The organism is Sphingobium sp. Cam5-1, assembly GCF_015693305.1.
Taxonomy (GTDB): Bacteria; Pseudomonadota; Alphaproteobacteria; order Sphingomonadales; family Sphingomonadaceae; genus Sphingobium.
In genome coordinates this window covers 1012995-1032575 of the sequence record NZ_CP065138.1, presented here as the reverse complement: position 1 = coordinate 1032575, position 19581 = coordinate 1012995, and the positions used below count along the sequence as shown (strand labels likewise).

The following is a 19581-nucleotide window of genomic DNA, read 5'->3' as shown; positions in this document are numbered from 1 at the left end:
GATCGGGGTGGCTGAGTATCGCTCCCCGGTAGAGTTCTCCAGGCGGAGACGGCGCCGAGGATTGATGCCTGAGATGCCAGCTTTCGCTGGCATGACGGATCTAGAGCGCGCTGCGATAAATCGGAGCGCTCAGGCGAGCGCGCCGTGGCAGTGCTTGTATTTTTGACCGGAGCCGCACGGGCATGGCGCGTTGCGGCTGATATTCAGATTAGTGAACTCGCCGGGCTGCGCGTTGCCGACCGGAGGGCGCGGGAGCGTGGTGGTGATGCTGCCCAACTGGCCAGCATCGATGTCACCACTATTATCTTCGCCCGAGAAGGGGTCGATGTGCGTGGTGATGAAGTCGGGAAGCACGGGCAGGTCGAACTCGGGCAACGGCTCTTCCATCCTGAACTGGACGCGCGCGATCGAGCCGGTCACATCCTCACGAATGTTGCTCAGCATGCGCTCGAACAGGGCAAAGGCTTCCTGCTTATATTCGTTGATCGGCGTCTTTTGCGCATAGGCGCGCAGGTGAACTACCTGACGCAGCGCGTCGAGGGTCGACAGATGCTCTTTCCAGTGATGGTCCAGGCTCTGGAGCAGGATCGACTTTTCGATCATGTGCCAGTTTTCCGGATCGATCCCGCCAATCTTTTCGGCGACCGCTTCATCGGCAAGAGCCTTGAGGCGTTCCTCGATCAATTCCGGATCGACGGCATCTTCCGCCAGCCATGCGTCAAAGTCGGGTTCAAGCCCAAGAATTTCGGCAGTGCGCGCCTTCAGCCGGTCGATATCCCACTGTTCGGGATATGTGCCCGGAGGACAGGATGCGCCGACAAGGTCGTTGACCGTTTCGTGCCGCATGTCCGTCACGACGTCGTCAACGGTGTCAGCGTCCATGATGTCGGCGCGCTGTTCATAAATGACCTTGCGCTGGTCGTTCATGACGTCGTCATATTCGACGACCTGCTTGCGGATGTCGTAGTTGCGCGCTTCGACTTTCCTCTGCGCGGTTTCGATCGCCTTGCTGAGCCACTTGGACGGGGGCAGCGCCTCGCCATCTTCCAGGTTGGAGCGGATCATCTTGGCGAACATGGTGTCCGGGCCGAAGATGCGCATGAGGTCATCGTCGAGGCTGAGGTAAAAGCGCGAGAGGCCGGGGTCGCCCTGACGCCCTGAACGGCCGCGCAGCTGGTTGTCGATGCGGCGGCTTTCGTGCCGTTCCGTCGCAAGGACGAAGAGACCACCTGCGGCAAGCACCTCGGCCTTTTCAGCCTCGATCTCGGCATCGATGCGGGCGATGGCTGCTTCGCGCTCCGGCCCTTCCGGCATGTCGCGCAGTTCGTCCTCGACACGCATTTCCAGGTTGCCGCCCAGCTTGATGTCGGTGCCGCGACCAGCCATGTTGGTGGCGATGGTGACGGCGCCCTTGCGGCCCGCCTGCGCCACGATATGCGCTTCGCTTTCGTGGAAGCGGGCGTTCAGGACGGCGTGCTTGACCCCTTCCTGATTGAGAAATTCGGACAGCATTTCCGACTTTTCGATCGACACCGTGCCGACGAGGACAGGCTGGCCCTTTTCGGCATGGACCTTGATCGTCTTGGCGATGCCGCGGAACTTGTCTTCCAGATTCTTGTAGAAACTGTCTTCTTCATCGACACGTTGCACCGGCCGGTTGGTCGGGATGGTGACGACGTTCATCTTGTAGATTTCGTAGAATTCGGTCGCTTCGGTCGCCGCCGTGCCGGTCATGCCGCCGAGCTTGGGGTACATGCGGAAAAAATTCTGGAACGTGATGGAGGCGAGCGTCTGGTTTTCCGGCTCGATATTCACGCCTTCCTTGGCTTCCACCGCCTGGTGCAAGCCATCCGACCAGCGGCGGCCGTCCATCATACGGCCGGTGAACTCATCGATGATAATGACCTTACCGTCTTTCACGATGTAATCGATGTCGCGGCGGAACATCACGACAGCGCGCAGCGCCTGGTTGACGTGGTGAACAACGGCGGTGTTTTCGAAATCGTAGAGGTTGGCGCCCTCCAGCAGGCCAGCATCTTCCAGCAGACGCTCGATCTTTTCCGTGCCGTCCTCGGTCAGGGTGACGGTGCGCTGCTTCTCGTCCTTCTCATAATCGGCTTCGTCCAGCTGCTTCACGATAGCATCGACGGCGACATAGAGTTCCGACTTGTCATCGGTCGGACCCGAGATGATCAGCGGGGTGCGCGCTTCGTCGATCAGGATCGAATCCACCTCGTCGACGATGGCGAAGTTGAAGGGCCGCTGCACCATCGATGCGCGGTCGTACTTCATATTATCGCGCAGATAGTCGAAGCCGAGTTCGTTGTTCGTCGCGTAGGTGATGTCGGCGTTATATGCCTCGCGCCGCTGATCTTCGCTGAGGTTCGGCACGATCACGCCGGTGGTGAGGCCGAGGAAACGATAGACTTGGCCCATCCATTCGCAGTCGCGGCTGGCGAGATAATCGTTGACGGTAACGACGTGGACGCCCTTCCCTTCCAGCGCGTTCAGATAGGTGGCGAGCGTCGCGACCAGCGTCTTGCCCTCACCCGTGCGCATTTCGGCGATTTCGCCGCGGTGGAGGACGATGCCACCGACCATCTGTACGTCATAGTGGCGCTGGCCCAGGGTTCGCTTTGCAGCTTCCCGGACAGTGGCGAAGGCTTCGGGAAGCAGGTCATCGAGGGTCTCACCCTGCGTCAGGCGTTCCCGGAATCGCGCCGTCTGGGCCGTCAGTTCCTCGTCGCTCATCGCCGAAATGGCGGGTTCGAAAGATGCGATGCGCTCGACGATCTTGCCCAGCGACTTTACGTAACGTTCGTTGGACGATCCGAAGATGGACTTGGCGAGTGCGCCGAACATGCAAGTTCCTGACAAAAGGGGAGCGCGCGCCCTTTTAAGGCAACGCACACGGATATGCGCGGCGATTTAGGGTTTGGCTGTGGGATAGTCAATTGATGAGCGGCCTGAACGCTTCGATCGAGGCAATGATTGACGGACGGATGATATGCGCTAATCCGCGCGCATGACACAGCGCTCTCCCCTCGCCCCCGCAGCCTTTCCTGAACTTCCCGCCATTTCGGGCGTCACCGCGCGCGTTGCCAGGGCGCGGTACAAGAATTGGGATCGCTGCGATCTGACCTATGTCGAGCTGGCCGAGGGTACGGCGGTTGCTGGCGTCACGACGCAGAGCAAGTGCCCCTCCCCCGAGGTTGAGTGGTGCCGGGACGCCATTCCGCTCGGGTCGGCGCGGGCGTTGGTGGTGAATGCGGGGAACGCCAACGCCTTTACCGGCCATCGCGGGCGGGCTGCGGTCGAGGCGATCGCGGCTAAGGTCGCCAATCATCTTGGGTGCCTGCCTTCGGATGTGTTCGTATCTTCCACTGGGGTGATCGGTGTTCCCTTGCCGGTGGACAAGGCTGAGGCTGGGCTGGAGGCAGCCTTCTCCGCCGTGCCTTGCGAGTGGGAAGAGGCGGCGAATACGATCGGGACGACCGACACCTATGCCAAGGGTGCGCGCACCAGCGCGATGATCGGCGGGACACGCGTTGAGCTGGTGGGGATCATCAAGGGATCAGGCATGATCGCGCCGGATATGGCGACGATGCTCGGCTATATCTTTACCGATGCGGTGATCGAGCCGAAGCTATTGCAGCAGATGCTGTCGGCGGCGAACCGGCGGACTTTCTCCTGCATCACGGTGGACAGCGATACTTCGACCAGCGATACGGTTCTGGCCTTTGCTACGGGGAAGGCAGGCAACGCCCCGTTGGCGTCGATGGACGATGCTGGGGCGGATGCTTTTCAGGCGGCGCTGAGCGACCTTTGCCTGCAACTGGCGCATCTGGTGGTGCGCGATGGCGAGGGCGCGTCGAAGTTCATCGAGATCAGCGTCGAAGGCGCGGAGAGCGATGCGAGCGCGCACCGGATCGCACTGTCCATCGCCAACTCGCCGCTCGTAAAGACGGCGATCGCGGGCGAGGACGCCAATTGGGGCCGCGTCGTCATGGCCGTGGGCAAGGCGGGCGAGCCAGCGGATCGCGACAAGCTGTCCATCCGGTTCGGCGTGACGCAGGTGGCATCGGGTGGGCTTGCCGTAGAGGGATATGACGAAGCGCCGGTTGCCGCGCACCTCAAGGGGCAGGATATTCAGATCGGCGTGGACCTTGGCCTTGGCGAGGGCCGTGCGACGGTCTGGACCTGCGATCTGACGCACGGATATATTTCGATCAACGCGGATTACCGTAGCTGATGCCGATTGAGCTGAATGATGATGTCGTCGCATTAATGCGGGAGGTAGCGCGGGACATCGTGATGCCGCGCTTCCAGAATTTGCGCGCCGACGAGATCAGCGAGAAGGCCATCGATGACTTCGTCACCGTTGCCGACAAGGAAAGCGAGATCAGACTGGCCGAAGGGCTGAGCCGCATTTTGCCCGAGGCAGGCATCATCGGTGAGGAAGCCTGTGAGGCGGACCCGGCGATATTGGATCGGGCCGGCGACGGGCTCAACTGGATCATCGACCCTATCGACGGGACAGGTAATTTCGCCGCTGGGCGCCCGCCTTTCGGCATCATGATCGCGTTAGCGGATGCCGGTACGACATTGGCGGGATGGATATTGGACCCGCTTACCGGGCGTTTGTGTCACGCCACGCTAGGTGCTGGCAGTTATATCGATGGCCAGCAGGTCCAGGCACGGGAGAGCGGTGATCCGTTGCCGATAGCGGCGCTGGCGGTTTATTTCATGACGCCGGACGAGCGAGCCGATATTCAACGGCGGGCGGAAGGGGTGTTTACGCTTGTGGACATCCCGCGCTGTGCGGCGGAGCAATATCCCCGGCTAGTGCTGGGGCAGAATGATGTTTCGGTCTTTGCGCGGACATTGCCGTGGGACCATGCCGCCGGGACGCTGTTTCTGAATGAGGCTGGCGGGTGTTGTCAGCGGTTGGATGGGTCGCCTTATGTGGTGGGCGATTTGCGGCGTGGGTTGTTGGGGGCTTCGTCGCCGCGGTTGTGGGAGGCGGCGGCGGAGGTGTTGTTTCGTTGAGGCTTGGGGACTGTTTCGATGGCGACGTTGCGCGTTCCCCTCTCCCCGGCCCTCTCCCCTGAAGGGGAGAGGGAGTAGGAATTAATCAGAGAACGCTTTCGATCCAGCCTTTTAGCGCGCTCTTGGGAGCAGCGCCGACTTTCGTGGCGGCTGCTTCGCCATTTTTGAACAGGATCATCGTCGGGATGCCGCGCACGCCATATTTGCCGGGTGCATCGGGATTTTCGTCGATGTTGATCTTGGCGATGATGACCTGGTCCGCCAGCTCCTCGGAGATTTCTTCCAGGGCCGGGCCAATCATCTTGCAGGGGCCGCACCATTCCGCCCAGAAATCGACAAGCACGGGCTTGTCTGCGTCGATCACGTCCGCCTGGAAGCTGGTGTCGGTGACTGCCTTGGTAGCCATGTTATATTTCTCCTTCAGTTGGGCGGATATCTAGGACGGTGACGCGTCCGTCTCAACGGGTGAAAGCGGCAAATTCTCCTGCGCGGGGGGAAAGCCCGGCTTGTGCGCCGCGAGAAGATCGTGCGGAAGCGTTATGAGGCGCGGGGCGCTGGTGTAGAGCAGCGCGGCTTCTATCCGCCGGTCGGGGAAGATGACCTGAAGCGCGGCGGCGTAGGCTGCCATCTGGCGGACATGGGCGGCGGGGACTTCCTCCACGCTGAGCGGCGCTATGCGGCCCGTCTTGAAATCAACGACCTGCACGCGATCGGGGCCGATGCATAGCCGATCCACGGTGCCGGAGACCACCATGTCGCCGACCACAGCAGCGACGGGCGCCTCGGCAAGGGCGCCGGGCGCGAAGAGCGCAGCGAAGTCGCTGTCCTCGATTACGCGAAGAGCCTGCGCGATGACGTCATGGCGCAATGACGCGTCCGCCGCGCCCTGTTGTTCGAGCCAGCGATCCGCGCGTTCGCGGCGTTGCTCGGGCGAAACATCCGGCAACCGTTCAAACAAGGCGTGCAGCCAGCGCCCGCGCTCGCTCGCCGCCCGCATGGCAGGCGTGGGCGGGGGATAGGGCACGTCATCCTCCACCGGGGCCGAGGGCGCGAGGGGTCGGGGTGGGCGTGCTTCCTCTGGCGCGGGCTGACGCAGCCAGTCGGGTTCCGCATGCGACGCCGCTTCAACGGCAGCGGCCTTTTGCAGGGCACGCGGAGGCAGGGTTTCCGCGCCCAGCCAACGCCGCCGCGCGCCCCACAAATGATCGTCCTCCCATTCCGCGCCAAGGGCGATCAGGGCGTTCTCGACCGCCGTGAACCAGCTTTCGGGTTGTGGCATGCCGCGGGCGCGGGGGCCTAGCGAGCCGGTGACGACCAGCCTTTCCTCGGCACGGGTCAGCGCGACGTATAGCAACCGCCAATGCTCCTCTCGCTCGGCGGCGCGGGCTTCCTCCAGAACTTGCCCGATGGGACCCAGACGCTCGGACTTTCGGGGGGCGAGAATGGGCAGGCCGTTCCATTCGAGGGAATCGCTGCGCGTCCCGGCATCGGGATCGAGGCAGGCGTCGGCCAAGATGACGACAGGCGCCTGCAAACCCTTTGCGCCGTGTACGGTAAGAAGTCGGAGCGAATCCCCCTGCGCGGCGGCATCGCGGACTATCTCCACCTCACCCCGGTCGAACCAGTCCACGAAACGCTGCAAGGAGGGGTGATCGTCCGTCTCGAAGGCAAGGGCGGCGTTGAGCAGTTCCTCGATCGGATCGGCGGCTTCGATGCCGAGCCGTTCGATGAGGCGGCGGCGCCCCTCCATCGGGCCGGACAGGATCGATTCGAGATAGCGATAGGGCGTGGTCAGGTCCGCGCGGTTCAGCAGGGCGCGAAGAGGGGCGAGCAGCTCATCGTTCTGGGTGCGGGTGAGATGCTGCCAGAGTCCAACGCGGCGGTTCATGGCGCGGGCCATGAGGTCATCCTGCGACCAGCCAATCAGCGGCGATACCAGCAGCGAGGCGAGGTTGAGATCATCCTCCGGCTGCACCGCGAAACGGAGCGCGGCAAGGAGGTCGCGCACGGCAAGCGGTGCATTGAGGCGGAGGCGGTCGATGCCTGCGACGGCGACGCCTTCCTCATAGAGGCGGGCGACGATCAGGCGGGCTAGTTCGCTGCGACGGCGGACGAGGATCATGATGTCGCCTGCCGTGACAGGGCGGCCACGGCTTTCGAGCATCATGCCGTCATCGATCCACTGGCGGATTTGCCGCGCGATATTCTGGGCGAGCAGGCGCTCCTGATCGGCGGCCCAATCCTCCTCGCCTTCTGCGTCTTCTGACAGGCCAGCGATCGTGGGTTTCCACAGCAGGACTTCGCCGGGGAAGCGGTTGGCGCTGATATGCTGGACATTTCCGGAGAGCAGGCCCAGTCGCTCGGCGCTCAAGGTCGCGATCGTTTGGTCTACGACATCGAGCACGGCGGGCGTGGAACGGAAGCTGCGTTCGAGCGACAGGTCGTGGAAGATATGGTCGGCATCTTCCGCATGGCGCTGGAAAGCTATCTGCGCAGCCGCGAACGCCTGAGGGCTGGTGCCCTGGAAGCCGAAGATCGCCTGCTTGAAGTCGCCGACGGTGAAGATGGTGCGGACGCGATCACCCTTGGCGCCCTCCCCTGCGAAAAATTCGGCCGCGAGCGCGCCGACAATCTGCCACTGGCTGACGTTCGTGTCCTGCGCTTCATCGACCATGATGTGGTCGATACGCTGATCGAGCTTGTAGCGAATCCAGTCGGCGATGCCGGGTTGGGACAGAAGATCGGCGGTGCGGGCGATGAGGTCGTTGAAATCCACGGCACCGGCGAGCTGCTTCGCTTCTTGATAGGCGCGGGCATAAGCGCGGCCTGCATGCAGCCCTTCGGCGAGCAGGTCCGCATAGGCGGCGAGCGCCTTGAGGTTAAGAAGCTCGGCGCAACGGGAGTGGAGGCGCGCGCTGGCCTCTCCATAGCCATCGACTGGGGGAACCCAGCCCTTGGTCGAGATGAGGTCGCCGTCCTTCTTCGCCCAAGCGGCGTGCAGATCGTTCAAAGCCTCCGCGCGGTCGCGGGGATTTAGAGCCCTCCACCGGGCTATTCGGTCACAGCGCTCCAGGGCGCGGCTGGTGCCCCAATCGGCATTGGCCTGAGCAATCCAGGCGAGGGTTCGCATGTCGAACTGTGCGTCGTCGCACTGGCTGGCGAGGTGAGCGACGACGTCACCTTCGGGAAGGCCGAGTTCGCGATAGAGCGAGGCGGCGATGTCTTCAGGCAATTGCTCCAGCGCGGGAAGATTTGCGGCGCAGCGCAGGAGGAATTGTTCGGCGCCCCCCTCCCCCAGACGTAGGCTGATCGCCTGAAGCGCTTCCATGAGCCGGTCGTCGCCCTGATCCTGCGCGCGGACGGCAAGATCGGCCAGGGTCTGGCGGGCGAGCGCGGCCTGCTCGCGCTGGTCGAGCGGGCGGAAGCCGGGGGGCAGATCGGCTTCCAGCGGGAAAGCGGTCAGCAGTTGCTGGCAAAAGCCGTGGATGGTCTGGATGCGAAGGCCGCCGCCGGTGGATTCCAGCACCTCGGCAAAGAGGCGGCGGGCGCGGTCGCGGGCTTCCGGCCCGCTATCCTCGTGCAGCGCCTCCAGATCCTCGAACAGTTCGCCTTCCTCCATCTGGACCCAGGCGGCGAGGCGATCATGGATGCGGTCAGCCATTTCCGCCGCGCCTGCTTTGGTGAAGGTGAGGCACAGGATATTTTCGGGCCGCACGCCCTGTAACAGCAGGCGGAACACGCGAGCGGTCAGCACATGCGTCTTGCCAGTGCCCGCCGAAGCCGACAGCCACACATGGGCGTCAGGCGACGCAGCGCGCGCCTGCGATCCCGCGAGGGGTTGAAGGGCCGAGGTCTTTCTAGACATCGTCGCGGCCATACCATTCCTCCAGCCGCATCAGCTGGTCATAGTCGCCATAGTTTGCGACTTCGGGATTTACTTGCGCGTCGAAGGGAGCATTACCCGTCAGATAATCCCCGGCGATTTTCTCGAACCATTCGTGGACGAGCGCGGTGAAAGACGAGGTCACGATCTTGTCGCGCTTGCCCATCGGATCGACCGGGCTTTCGCGATAGCCGAAGGCGTCGTTCTTCTTGGCCAGGGACCAATATTCGAAGCATCCTGCGGTGCTGGCGCCGCCGATGGCCGGGAAGCCACCCTGTTCGGCGATGAGGCCTAGTAGCCCCAATTGGAGGGAATAGCCTGCCTTGACCTGCTTGGCGCTGGGTGGTTTGCCGGTCTTGTAATCGACTATGGCTAGCGATCCGTCCGGCATCCGATCGATGCGGTCAGCCTTGCCGGTAAGGGTCACGCCAGCGATCTCCGCACGGCCGTCCGTCTCCACCGCCAGGATGGAGCGGCCTGCTGCCTGATCGGCGGTCACCTCGGCAGCAATCCAGCGGATGGCCTCGATCAAACGTGGTTGCCAGAGCGCTTTCAGCAACGGGTGCACATCGGGCCGGTCGAACATCGCGCGGGCGCGGGCTTCCAGATCGGCGGGATCGCGCCGTCCGGCCTCCGCCCAATGCTGGAGTATTTCATGGACAGCTGTACCGCGCCATGCGGGGCCAGCGTCGGCATCGACCGGGTCGAGGCGATTGAGGCGCAATATCCGCTTGGCGTAGAAGGCGAAAGGGTCAGCCTTTAGGCGGTCCACATCGGTGACGGGGATCAGTTTCGGGCGGACGGAGGCGGGTGGCACTGGCGCGGGACGGCGGCTGGGCTGGTGCCGCGCTGGGCGGTCGAGTGCCTGCGCCAGCGCGGCGTAACGATCCGCGCTCTTCCATTGTGGACCCGCCATGGCCTTGAGGCGCAACCAGAAGCGGGAGGCTATGGCGGGGCCGCCCGATCCCCTTCTGGCGCGGGTGATAAGGACGTGGGGAGCGCCCAATGCGCTGGCAAAGTCATGCGCGGCGCGGCCGATGCGGGTTTCGAGGCCCGGAAGACCGAGTTCCCTTCGGATGCGTGGAGCAAGCCAGGGATCGGGTGACGGCAGGCCGGGCCATGTGCCTTCGTTAAGGCCGCCAAGGATCATGAGGTCGGCCTGAACCAACTGGGCCTCGATCAGACCCAATATGGCGATGCGCGGATGGCCGCCCTGAACCGGGCGCACTGAAACGCCGCCTAGTATATGGTCCAGCAGAGTCGGGAGGGAGCGGATGTCAGACTGTTGAGGGCCTTCGGGGGCCGCCTGTTCCAACTCCGCGAACAGATCGGCGGCGGCGTGGCCCTGGACACCTGACCATATGGCATCGCCGGTCAATGCTCCGGCTTGTTCGCGGAGGGCCGCCAGTTGCGCGGCGAAGGTCGGGGCGGCTGCGCAGGCTTGCTCCAGCGGTTCGAGCAGCGCGCGCGCCTGCGACCACCATTGCCGTGTCTGGGTTCGCAGCGCCTGCTGGCGATCCTCTCCTTCGCGTTCGGTCAGGAGCAGATCGATCCCTTGAAGGCCCGCAGGAGGACGCGGGCCGCGTAGTAATAGATCAAGATCACGCACACCCTCCAGCCAAGGAAGCCGCCCTTCACCGCGCATGACCAGCGGATGTTTGAGCAGGGTCAGCAGCGCGACGGGCGCGAAGCGTTCTGCCACCGCCTGGGCGAGCGCAATGAGCAAGGTGCCGGGCGGCAGGCGAGACAGGGGCAGACCAGCGGAATCATCGGCCGCGATCCCCCATCGCGTGAGATGCGCCGACACGCGCGTGGCAAGCTGGCGGTCGGGCGTAACCAGCGCGGCGGTGCGGCCCTGCGTTTCCACCGCCTCACGTAGGGCGATCGCGATCGCCTGCGCTTCCTCACCCGGCGTTGCCACCTCAAGCGCCTCTACCCCTGTGAGAGAGCGGTCGGCGGTTTTCAGATCGCGCCAACGGCTGGTCAGGCGCGGGGGGAGCATCGCGTTGGAGATGTTGCGGCTGCGGACGGCGCGTGCATCATGCTCGCTGCCCCAGCGCCAAAGTGCCACGTCATCGCGGGTGGCGCTCATTCCGTTGAGCAACCGCTTGAGGGCATATTGGGGATGGGTTTCATGGGCGGGTGGTGCGCGGCCGGTGATAGGGTCCGGCGCGAAGGGACCGATGGCGTCCCATGCGGCTTCGTCCATTTCATGGTCGAGGCCAGCGAAAACGACGCTGCCGCGTGGCAGAACGGCAATCCTTCGAAGCAGACCCGCAACCGCCGGAGCGGTCGTGGCTATGCCAGCGGCGATGACGAAACCGGACGGCGGCTCTGAGGCCCAACGTGTGGCGAGACGATCGAACAGGCGATTGCGGCGGTCGGCCAGGTCAATGAGGCCAAGCCGTGCCAATTCCTCGGGCCAGCGGCGAATGAGGATGGAGAATAGATCGAGCGATCTTTGCCAATGGCCCGACAGTTCATCCGACAGCGTGAGTTCGGAAAGCGCGGTGATGGGAACCCGCTCCACCTGCATCTGGTCGAGCACTGTGCCAAGCGCCTGACCGAGCTTGATCGCCTGCGCGGCGTCCATTGGTTGGCCGGATGCCTGCTGAACCATGCGGGCCAAGATCATCTGGCGGCGCATGGGCGCGATGGCCGGGGGAATGGCCTCTCCCTCCGCAAGAGGATCAAGCGCGCCGCCCGCCTGTTCGCCAAGATCGGGATCGCCGATCGCGACCAATCGGGGAAGAAGCAGGCCTCCGCCTGACCGACGGACGAAAGCGTCGCTGACGGCGCGGATCGCGCGATTGGTGGGCAGCAGGATCATGCCCTGCGCCAGCGCCATGAGATCGCCGCCATGCTGCGCGACTATGCCCGCTGCCAAGGCGTCGGAAAAGGCGCGGTGCGCGGGGATATTGAACAAGGCTGGCCGGGTGCGGTCACCCATAGGCGAGCATCGATTCCACAAAAGGAATGGCGCGCGGTGTGCCGACGTCGAACCAGAGACCCTGATGCGAAACGCCGTAGAGGCGCCCCGCTTCGATAGCGCGGTTCCAGAAGATATTGGTCGAAAATACATCCGACGGCGGATCGACGAGCAGGCTGGGCGAAAGGATCTGCACGCCGGTAAAGACAAAGGGTGCGACATGGCTCGTCTTGCGGCGGCTCAACCGACCAGAGGCGTCCATGTGGAAGTCGCCCGGTCCCGTATGACAATGGGCGCGGGCGAGTGGCACCAGCAGCAGCAGCGCGTCCATGCGATCGGGGTCCCACAGGCGCTGCATCATGCTCAGCGTTTCCTGCGGCCCGTCAATCCAAAGATTGTCGCTGTTCGCGCAGAAGAAGGGTTTGTTCCCCAGCAGCGAACGCGCATGGATCAAGCCCCCGCCCGTTTCCAGCAGCTTGGTACGCTCGTCCGAAATCAGTACCTGCATGCCGTTCGAATGGGCATTGAGATGCGCCTCGACCGTGTCGGCGAGGTAATGGACATTGACCACCACCTTGCGGATGCCGCCAGCGGAAAGCCGGTCCAGCGCATGGTCCATCAGCGGCTTGCCGGCCACCTTGACCAGCGGCTTTGGGCGCGTGGCGGTGAGCGGGCGCATCCGTTTGCCAAGGCCAGCCGCCATCAGCATTGCCGTGTCGATCATGCGGGGGCGTTATCCTGAAGCGCGAGATGGCGCTTTTCCGCCGGGATGTTGGCGGCGAACCAGTCCGCTACCGGCGCGAGCGCGGGGTGCGCCAGATCGCGTTCCAGCAAGTCCCACATGCGCGGCAGGAATGACAGGTAGCGCGGCTTTCCGTCCCGCTTCCAAAGCCGCGTGAAGATGCCGATGATCTTTGCATTCCGCTGCGCGCCCAGCACGGCATAGGCAGCATCGAAGTCGGCCGGGGGATTTGCGATTGCCTGATAGTGGCCGATCATCGCGGCCTCCACCTCCGGCGGCACATCGCGCCGCGCGTCCTGAAGCAGCGACACGAGATCATAAGCGGGATGCCCGGCCAGAGCGTCCTGAAAGTCGAGCAGGCCCAGCCCGCGCGCTTCGGGCCGATCGATCAGCATGATATTTTCGGCATGATAATCGCGCAGCACTGTGACCGTGGGGCTGGCGGATTGCTCCACGATCGGCAGCACGGCATCCCAGGCGCGGGTATAAGCGTCCGCATCCACGGAAAGGCCGATCGCGGGGCAGTACCATTCAGTGAGCAGCCCGGCTTCGCGTTGATAGACCGCGCGATCATAAGGCGGCAGATCGGCGGCAGGCTGGCGATGAAGATCAGCGAGCAGTTCGACTGCGCGGCTATAAACGCCTTCCTCGTCGGCGGGGACATCGTCCAGATGTTCCTTGACCCGCAAGTCGCCGAAATCCTCGATGAGCACCAGACCTTGCTCCAGATCGCGGGCAAGGATCGCCGGGGCAGCAAAACCCTGTCCCGTCAGATGTTCGGCTATGGCGATGAAAGGACGCGGGTCCTCATGTGGCGGCGGAGCGTCCATCAGCACTGCACGGCGCGCGCCATCGACCACGCGAAAGTAGCGGCGGAACGACGCATCACCCGCCAGCGGGACGATAGCGGCATGCCCCCACCCAGCAGCTGAAAGAAAGGCGGGAGCGGAAGCGGGCGGGATCATATCTGCGACCATCGCTCTGTCCAAGCGTCCGGCACGCGCACTGTCAAGCGTCGAGCGCCGTCGGGTTCGATGTCGATGTGGAGCCGCAGCGCATGGGGCCATGCATCTGGACCCAGACGGTCGGGCCATTCCACGATCAGCAGACTGTCCATCAGATATTCGTCCAGAGCCAGTTCCTGCGCTTCGTTCGCATCATCAAGGCGATAGAGATCGACATGGGCGACGGGCAGCTTCACCTCCGGCACGTCATAGGGCTGGACGATCGCGAAGCTGGGGCTTGGCGCCTCGCCTGCAAGGCCAAGCCCCTCCAATATGCCGCGCGCCAGAGTCGTCTTGCCCGCGCCAAGGCCGCCTTCCAGCGCAATGACGTCCCCGATGCGCGCCACGTCGGCCAAATGGCGGCCGAGGGCCAGCATCGCCGCTTCGTCGGCCATGGTCAGGCTCTGCTCAGCCACGGGGTAGCTCGATCACGGCCATGGTGCCCTGCCCCGGCTCTGACACGAGCTGGAGGGTGCCGCCATGGGCCTCGGCGAATTGCTTGGCGAGCGGCAGGCCAATCCCGGCCTTTTCGCCGCTTCGTGCCTGTTCGGCCCGCGCCGCCGCATCGAAGATCGTGGCGCGGCGCTTTGCGCTGATGCCTGGACCATTGTCGGACACGACGAGCCGCGCGGAGTCGCTGCTGCCGTCGCCGTGCAGCAATACGCGCGCGCCGCGTCCGCTGTAGCAGACCGCATTTTCCAGCAGATGGTCGAGCGCCTGTCCTATCCGGCGGCTGTCGCCTTCCACTTTCCCCAATGTTTCATGCAGGGAGATGGCAAGGTCGATGCCCTTGGCCGTTGCCTCACCCTTGATCCGTTCGATGCTTTCCTTTGCCAGGGCGGCGAGATCGACAGGGGCGCGGTCGATCGGAAGCGTCCCGGCTTCTCCCTGTGTCAAGTCCAGCACATTGTCGATCAACATCGACAGGCGATTGGTGCTCTGGAGAATGCCATCGACATATTCCTTGGCGGAATCGCTCATATCCCCGGCATAACCGGCGCTCATCATCTCTGCGAAGCCCGCGATGGTGGTGAGCGGCGTGCGCAGTTCGTAGCTCATATTGGTGACGAAGGCCGTCTTGACCCGATCGGCCTGCTCCAGCGCTTCGTTGCGGTCGCGCAGTACCTGCTCGACACGGCGGCTGTCGGTGACGTCCAGCATCGTGAAAAGCGCATTGCCGTCGGGCAGAGGGATGGCGGCGAATTCGAAGATGCGGCCGTCCGCGAAACCGACATGGCCGACGCGCTGCTTGCGTTCCACGGTCGCTGCGCGGACAAGTTCGCGGACGAGATTGGCCTGCTGCGGCTTGGCGAGGCGGGATTGGACGGCACGGAGAAGTTCGTCGATGCGCGGATGCTGCGCGAGAAGTTCTTCGGAGATTTCCCAGATCGAGCGGAAACGGCTGTTCCACAGCGACAGGCGGCCATCGGACGAAAAGACGCCGATCGACTCGAAGAGGTTGTCGAACGTTGCCGTACGGACTCGCAGCAGCGTGTCGCGCGCGCTGGAAAGCTGGACCTGCTCCGTCCGATCCTCAAAGATCAGGAGCAGGCCGCCGTCGGGCAATGGCTGACCATAGACGCGCAGATGCGTGCCGTCGGCGAGCAGCCAGTTTTCCTCGCGCGGGTCGGGGGAGAGGAACCAATCGCGGCGTTCGGCGCGCCACGCCGGAAAGTCGCGATGTTCGGGCAGGCGGCGGGCTTCGCGCATGCGGTCGAGGACGCGTTCGAACACGGGCTGATCGGCCAGATGTTCCTGATCCAGCCCGAACAGGCTCATGAATGGCTGGTTCCAGAACCGCAGGGTGCGATCCGGGCCAAAGCGGGCTACGCCTGCGGAGAGGCGATCGAGCAGGTCGCGCTGAGCCGCTTCGAGGCGGCGATGCTCGACCCGTGCCTGTTCAAGCTCATTCTGGTCCATCGCGAAACCGGCGACGCCAGCTTCGCCAAGCGGCACATCGACGACCCGCATCGTTCGGCGTTCGCCATCTATGGTTGCGGGCACCATGCGCTCGACCACCCGATCCTCGGCCAACGCCTGCTCTGCTGATGACTGAGGGCCAAGGCCGCCCACCGCCTCGACCAATTCCGTGCCCTGAGCGATGACGTCTGCCGCATTGGCCCCATCCACCGCGCGGACATAGGCAGCGTTGACGAGGCTGAGGCGCATGTCGGCGGTGCGATGCCACATTGGGAAAGGCGCGGCTTCCACAAGGCCCGCGAGCGCTTCCAGGGCCTCGCGCAACTGCTCGACCTTGCTCTTCAGCGCCTGAATCTCTGATTGGCTGTCGGTCGCGTCGAATATCCACAGGACTACGCCGCCGCTTTCGGCCAGCACTGGCCCGGCAGGCGCGCCGCGCACCAGCAAGAGCCGGGACGAACCCTCTCCTCGCACAGGCAGGGCGAAGCTGCGTCCGGCGCGCTGGGCCGCCGCTATTTCCTGCGCGAGGGCCGCTGCGTCCTCCGGTTCCAGGCCGCCGTCGGGCGCGGTCAGTTCGGATACGAAAGCGGGCACCCGGTCCTTGCCAAGCCATTTGGCGAGCCGGTCGGCGGCCTCGATCCGGCCATCGGCATGAATGATGATGGGGGCGGCGGGCGCTGAAGCGAGTAGGCTGGACAGGCGGTCGAACTTGCCCTGAACCTGCGTGCCTTCGCGCCGCATGCGCTGCCCGGTCGAAAGCGCCCACACCGCGGCGGCCAGCCAGGCGGCCAGCACGATCCCCAATATGACTGCGGCAAAGGGGGTCAATGACGTCATTGCGCCTGTTCACCCCTCATCGCGACCTGCCACCCCTTTGCATGATTATCAGGGGACTAACCCAAGTCGGGAGCAGCGTGAAGCGGGGAGTTTGAAGAAATGCGCGGCTCCTTAAAGACGGACAAGCTCCCATCTTCGTCATGCCAGCGAAAACGGGCATCTCAGCCGGACGCCGTTGGCAATAGATGCCAGCTTTCGCTGGGATGACGAGAGGCTAAGCATAAAAAAGGGGAGACTTGCGCCTCCCCCTTTCCGGTTTGCTTAGTAGCGGTAATGATCCGGCTTGAACGGACCTTCCGGCGTCACGCCGATATAGGCGGCCTGCTTGGGGGTCAGCTTCGACAGCTTCACGCCCAGCTTTTCGAGGTGAAGCGCCGCCACCTTTTCGTCCAGATGCTTGGGCAGGACGTAGACCTCGTTCTTATACTGGTCCGACTTGGTCCACAGTTCGATCTGCGCCAGCACCTGATTGGTGAAGCTGGACGACATGACGAAGCTCGGGTGGCCGGTGGCGCAGCCCAGATTGACCAAGCGACCTTTGGCCAGGACGATGATCTTCTTGCCGTCGGGGAATTCGACTTCGTCGACCTGCGGCTTGATTTCGGTCCACTTCATGTTGGACAGGCCAGCAATCTCGATCTCGCTGTCGAAATGGCCGATGTTCGACACGATCGCCATATTCTTCATGGCGCGCATGTGATCGACGGTGATGACCGCTTCGTTGCCGGTCGCGGTAACGAAGATATCGGCGCGGGTGGCGGCCTCTTCCATCGTCACGACTTCATAGCCTTCCATCGCGGCCTGAAGCGCGCAGATGGGATCGACCTCGGTCACCAGAACGCGGGCGCCGCCGTTGCGGAGCGATGCCGCTGAACCCTTGCCAACGTCGCCAAAGCCAGCGACGCAAGCGACCTTGCCCGCCAGCATGACATCGGTCGCGCGGCGGATGGCGTCGACCAGCGATTCCTTGCAGCCGTAGAGGTTGTCGAACTTCGACTTGGTGACGCTGTCGTTGACGTTGATCGCCGGGAAGGGGAGCTTGCCCTTCTTCGCCAGCTCATAAAGGCGGTGGACGCCGGTGGTGGTTTCTTCCGACACGCCCTTGATCGCGGCGACGGTCTTGGTCAGGTAGCCCGGACGCTCGGCGAGGAAGCGCTTCAGCGTGGCGACGAAGATTTCCTCTTCCTCATTGCCCGGCGTGAAAAGCTCTTCCCCGGCTTCGACGCGTGCGCCCCACAGAGCGAACATGGTGGCGTCGCCGCCATCGTCCAGGATCATGTTGCAGGTCGTGTCACCCCAATCGAAGATGCGGATGACATAGTCCCAATATTCTTCCAGCGTCTCGCCCTTGACAGCGAACACCGGGATGCCGCGCGCGGCGATAGCGGCGGCGGCATGGTCCTGGGTCGAGAAGATGTTGCACGAAGCCCAGCGGATTTCGGCGCCCAGTTCCGCCAGCGTCTCAATCAGCACGGCGGTCTGGATCGTCATGTGGAGCGATCCGGTGATGCGCGCGCCCTTGAGCGGCTTCGCAGCGCCGAACTCGGCGCGCAGCGCCATGAGGCCGGGCATTTCGGTTTCGGCGATCTCGATTTCCTTGCGGCCGAACGCGGCAAGGTTGATGTCGGCGATCACATAGTCCTGCGCCTGGGTGGCGGGTGCTGTGGCCACGAGCGTGTCTCCATCGGTTTAGAATGTGCCGGAGCCGCTCGCATGGCGAAACGGCGGCGATGGTCTGCGCTTTACCAATCGCCGCCGGTGATGGCAACTCAATATAAAGTTTTCTTTATGTCACTCTTCTCCCGGTCGAGATGCGACCGCGACCCTCGTTTCACCCAGATCAGCGGATGGCTCGGCTTCCCGACCCGCAATCGCCATAACGACGTCGCAGCGGGCGCCCGACAGATGCGGGGTCGTACCGGCAGCGTCCGATAATTCAAGCAGCGCCGCCCGGGTCGCGGGTAGCGCGTTAGCCGCATCCGTGATCGACTGTAGGTCACGGCAGGCAAGCCCTTCGGCCCCGGCGCCATAAACGTTGGCGAGGCTGGTTACGTAATTGTCATAAGCTCCCAGCGCGCCAACCGGTCCTGCGACGGAACGGAAATGTTCGCGCAGTTCATCATTGACCTGCGTCAACGCGTCACGCTTTTCCCGGATGAAGCGGTTATAGTCGGCCAGGAAGTTGCTGCCCGTGGAGCGACAACGCAATGCCGACACCATCAGCATCATCTCAAAATCCCGGATTTGCGCCGCCTCTACCGCAACCTTCTTCCAGCAAGGTGCGGCGCTGGCAGGCGCGAGCGGCATCGCTGCGGCAATCATAGCCGCGACAAACTTCTTCATGATTTGAACCCCCGAGCAATCTCCCGAGGATGAAGGTGCGCCTGCGCGCTTGCCGCATTGTAAATGAAGGCAGTTAGCGGGAATTTACCCGGAAATGTTCAGTTACGATGCGGAAACAAGCTCTGTTTCGCGCCATCGTTACGCAGTTGAACCGGGGGAATATTTCGCAAATTATGCGACGTGATCAGGCGGAACCAGCGCCGCTCACCAGATGAGACGCATCGACTCCGGCAGCGGCATAGGCCGCCGCCCATTTTTTTTCCGCCGGAACGTCGAACAATATATCCGCGCTGCATCCCGCCGGGAACCAGCTTTCGCCGGTCATCTCCTGATCGAGTTGTCCTGCGCCCCAACCGGCATAGCCGAGGGCGACGATATAGCGACTGGGACCAGTGCCTTCCGCAATCGCCTTCAATATCTCCAGCGAGCCGGAAAGCCCCCAGTCCTCGCCGACCTCCACCATGTCATGCCCTTTCCAATCTAGGGAATGCAGCACGAAGCCCCGGCGCGGTTCCACCGGCCCACCGCGAAGCACGGGTATGTCGGGGACATTGGCAGGGTTGATGTCAAAGCTTTCGAGCAGCTCGTGCAGCCCGACGCCCTCGATTTCATCGCTGACCGCGATGCCGAGGGCGCCATTTTCATCATGGACGCAAATGGCGATCACGGAATGATCGAAGCGCATGTCTTCCATGCCCGGCAAAGCGAGCAGGAACTGACCGGCATAGGAGCGAAGCTGATCCATGAGATGAATATACGCTGCCCAGCGGCTTTGCCAATGGCCGGCTGTCGTTTGCCCGGGGCGATGCGGCACGTTCGCGCACCTTGACACAGGACCGCCAAGCGCCGACCTCCCGCTCCATCAACGGCAGGA

General features: G+C 63.5%; 13 protein-coding genes. 2 read left to right on the top strand and 11 right to left on the bottom strand.

Annotated elements, in window-relative coordinates; genetic code table 11:
• Positions 1-129: 129 nt before the first annotated feature.
• Positions 130-2862 (bottom strand): preprotein translocase subunit SecA, encoded by a 2733-nt coding sequence (gene secA / locus IZV00_RS05130; protein WP_196226076.1) that lies wholly within the window; start codon positions 2860-2862, stop codon positions 130-132.
• 163 nt (positions 2863-3025) lie between these two features.
• On the opposite strand from secA, the gene argJ reads away from it, so the two are divergent.
• Both argJ and IZV00_RS05120 read left to right on the top strand, forming a co-directional pair.
• Positions 3026-4252 (top strand): bifunctional glutamate N-acetyltransferase/amino-acid acetyltransferase ArgJ, encoded by a 1227-nt coding sequence (gene argJ, locus IZV00_RS05125; protein ID WP_196226075.1) that lies wholly within the window; start codon positions 3026-3028, stop codon positions 4250-4252.
• Complete coding sequence (locus tag IZV00_RS05120) at positions 4252-5049, top strand: inositol monophosphatase family protein (RefSeq protein WP_196226074.1); 798 nt, start codon at positions 4252-4254, stop codon at positions 5047-5049. The genes argJ and IZV00_RS05120 overlap by 1 nt, the downstream gene beginning before the upstream one ends.
• Positions 5050-5134: 85 nt before the next feature.
• On the opposite strand, the gene trxA is transcribed toward IZV00_RS05120, so the two are convergent.
• The 10 genes from trxA to IZV00_RS05070 form a co-directional block, all read right to left on the bottom strand.
• On the bottom strand, positions 5135-5455 hold the full coding sequence (gene trxA / locus IZV00_RS05115; RefSeq protein ID WP_196226073.1) for a thioredoxin TrxA: 321 nt from the start codon (positions 5453-5455) through the stop codon (positions 5135-5137).
• 30 nt (positions 5456-5485) lie between these two features.
• The gene (gene addA, locus IZV00_RS05110) at positions 5486-8926 is read right to left on the bottom strand and encodes a double-strand break repair helicase AddA (RefSeq protein WP_196226072.1); all 3441 of its coding nucleotides are present in this window, start codon (positions 8924-8926) and stop codon (positions 5486-5488) included.
• Positions 8907-11882 (bottom strand): double-strand break repair protein AddB, encoded by a 2976-nt coding sequence (addB, locus tag IZV00_RS05105; RefSeq protein WP_196226071.1) that lies wholly within the window; start codon positions 11880-11882, stop codon positions 8907-8909. The genes addA and addB overlap by 20 nt, the downstream gene beginning before the upstream one ends.
• On the bottom strand, positions 11875-12585 hold the full coding sequence (locus IZV00_RS05100; protein WP_196226070.1) for a nucleotidyltransferase family protein: 711 nt from the start codon (positions 12583-12585) through the stop codon (positions 11875-11877). Before IZV00_RS05100 ends, addB begins: the two co-directional genes overlap by 8 nt.
• Entirely contained in the window at positions 12582-13568 is a 987-nt protein-coding gene (locus IZV00_RS05095; protein WP_196226514.1) for an aminoglycoside phosphotransferase family protein, read from the bottom strand. The genes IZV00_RS05100 and IZV00_RS05095 overlap by 4 nt, the downstream gene beginning before the upstream one ends.
• Positions 13565-14002: a tRNA (adenosine(37)-N6)-threonylcarbamoyltransferase complex ATPase subunit type 1 TsaE gene (gene tsaE / locus IZV00_RS05090; protein ID WP_443020073.1), complete on the bottom strand. Its 438-nt coding sequence runs from the start codon at positions 14000-14002 to the stop codon at positions 13565-13567. Before tsaE ends, IZV00_RS05095 begins: the two co-directional genes overlap by 4 nt.
• Positions 14003-14015: 13 nt before the next feature.
• On the bottom strand, positions 14016-16364 hold the full coding sequence (locus tag IZV00_RS05085; protein ID WP_196226068.1) for a PAS domain-containing sensor histidine kinase: 2349 nt from the start codon (positions 16362-16364) through the stop codon (positions 14016-14018).
• Positions 16365-16625: 261 nt separating this feature from the next.
• On the bottom strand, positions 16626-18035 hold the full coding sequence (gene ahcY, locus IZV00_RS05080) for an adenosylhomocysteinase (protein ID WP_196226067.1): 1410 nt from the start codon (positions 18033-18035) through the stop codon (positions 16626-16628).
• A 120-nt stretch (positions 18036-18155) separates the two neighbouring features.
• Positions 18156-18707 (bottom strand): hypothetical protein, encoded by a 552-nt coding sequence (locus IZV00_RS05075; RefSeq protein WP_196226066.1) that lies wholly within the window; start codon positions 18705-18707, stop codon positions 18156-18158.
• A gap of 184 nt (positions 18708-18891) precedes the next feature.
• The gene (locus tag IZV00_RS05070; RefSeq protein WP_196226065.1) at positions 18892-19452 is read right to left on the bottom strand and encodes a YqgE/AlgH family protein; all 561 of its coding nucleotides are present in this window, start codon (positions 19450-19452) and stop codon (positions 18892-18894) included.
• Between the last annotated feature and the right edge of the window lie 129 nt (positions 19453-19581).

Bases quoted from the DNA above. Each gene is read 5' to 3' on its own strand.
- tsaE (WP_443020073.1), bottom strand. From the start codon at position 14,002: ATGGCCGACGAAGCGGCGATGCTGGCCCTCGGCCGCCATTTGGCCGAC.
- addA (WP_196226072.1), bottom strand. From the start codon at position 8,926: ATGGCCGCGACGATGTCTAGAAAGACCTCGGCCCTTCAACCCCTCGCG.
- IZV00_RS05085 (WP_196226068.1), bottom strand. From the start codon at position 16,364: ATGACGTCATTGACCCCCTTTGCCGCAGTCATATTGGGGATCGTGCTG.
- addB (WP_196226071.1), bottom strand. From the start codon at position 11,882: ATGGGTGACCGCACCCGGCCAGCCTTGTTCAATATCCCCGCGCACCGC.
- IZV00_RS05075 (WP_196226066.1), bottom strand. From the start codon at position 18,707: ATGAAGAAGTTTGTCGCGGCTATGATTGCCGCAGCGATGCCGCTCGCG.
- trxA (WP_196226073.1), bottom strand. From the start codon at position 5,455: ATGGCTACCAAGGCAGTCACCGACACCAGCTTCCAGGCGGACGTGATC.
- IZV00_RS05120 (WP_196226074.1), top strand. From the start codon at position 4,252: ATGCCGATTGAGCTGAATGATGATGTCGTCGCATTAATGCGGGAGGTA.
- argJ (WP_196226075.1), top strand. From the start codon at position 3,026: ATGACACAGCGCTCTCCCCTCGCCCCCGCAGCCTTTCCTGAACTTCCC.
- secA (WP_196226076.1), bottom strand. From the start codon at position 2,862: ATGTTCGGCGCACTCGCCAAGTCCATCTTCGGATCGTCCAACGAACGT.
- IZV00_RS05095 (WP_196226514.1), bottom strand. From the start codon at position 13,568: ATGATCCCGCCCGCTTCCGCTCCCGCCTTTCTTTCAGCTGCTGGGTGG.
- IZV00_RS05100 (WP_196226070.1), bottom strand. From the start codon at position 12,585: ATGATCGACACGGCAATGCTGATGGCGGCTGGCCTTGGCAAACGGATG.
- IZV00_RS05070 (WP_196226065.1), bottom strand. From the start codon at position 19,452: ATGGATCAGCTTCGCTCCTATGCCGGTCAGTTCCTGCTCGCTTTGCCG.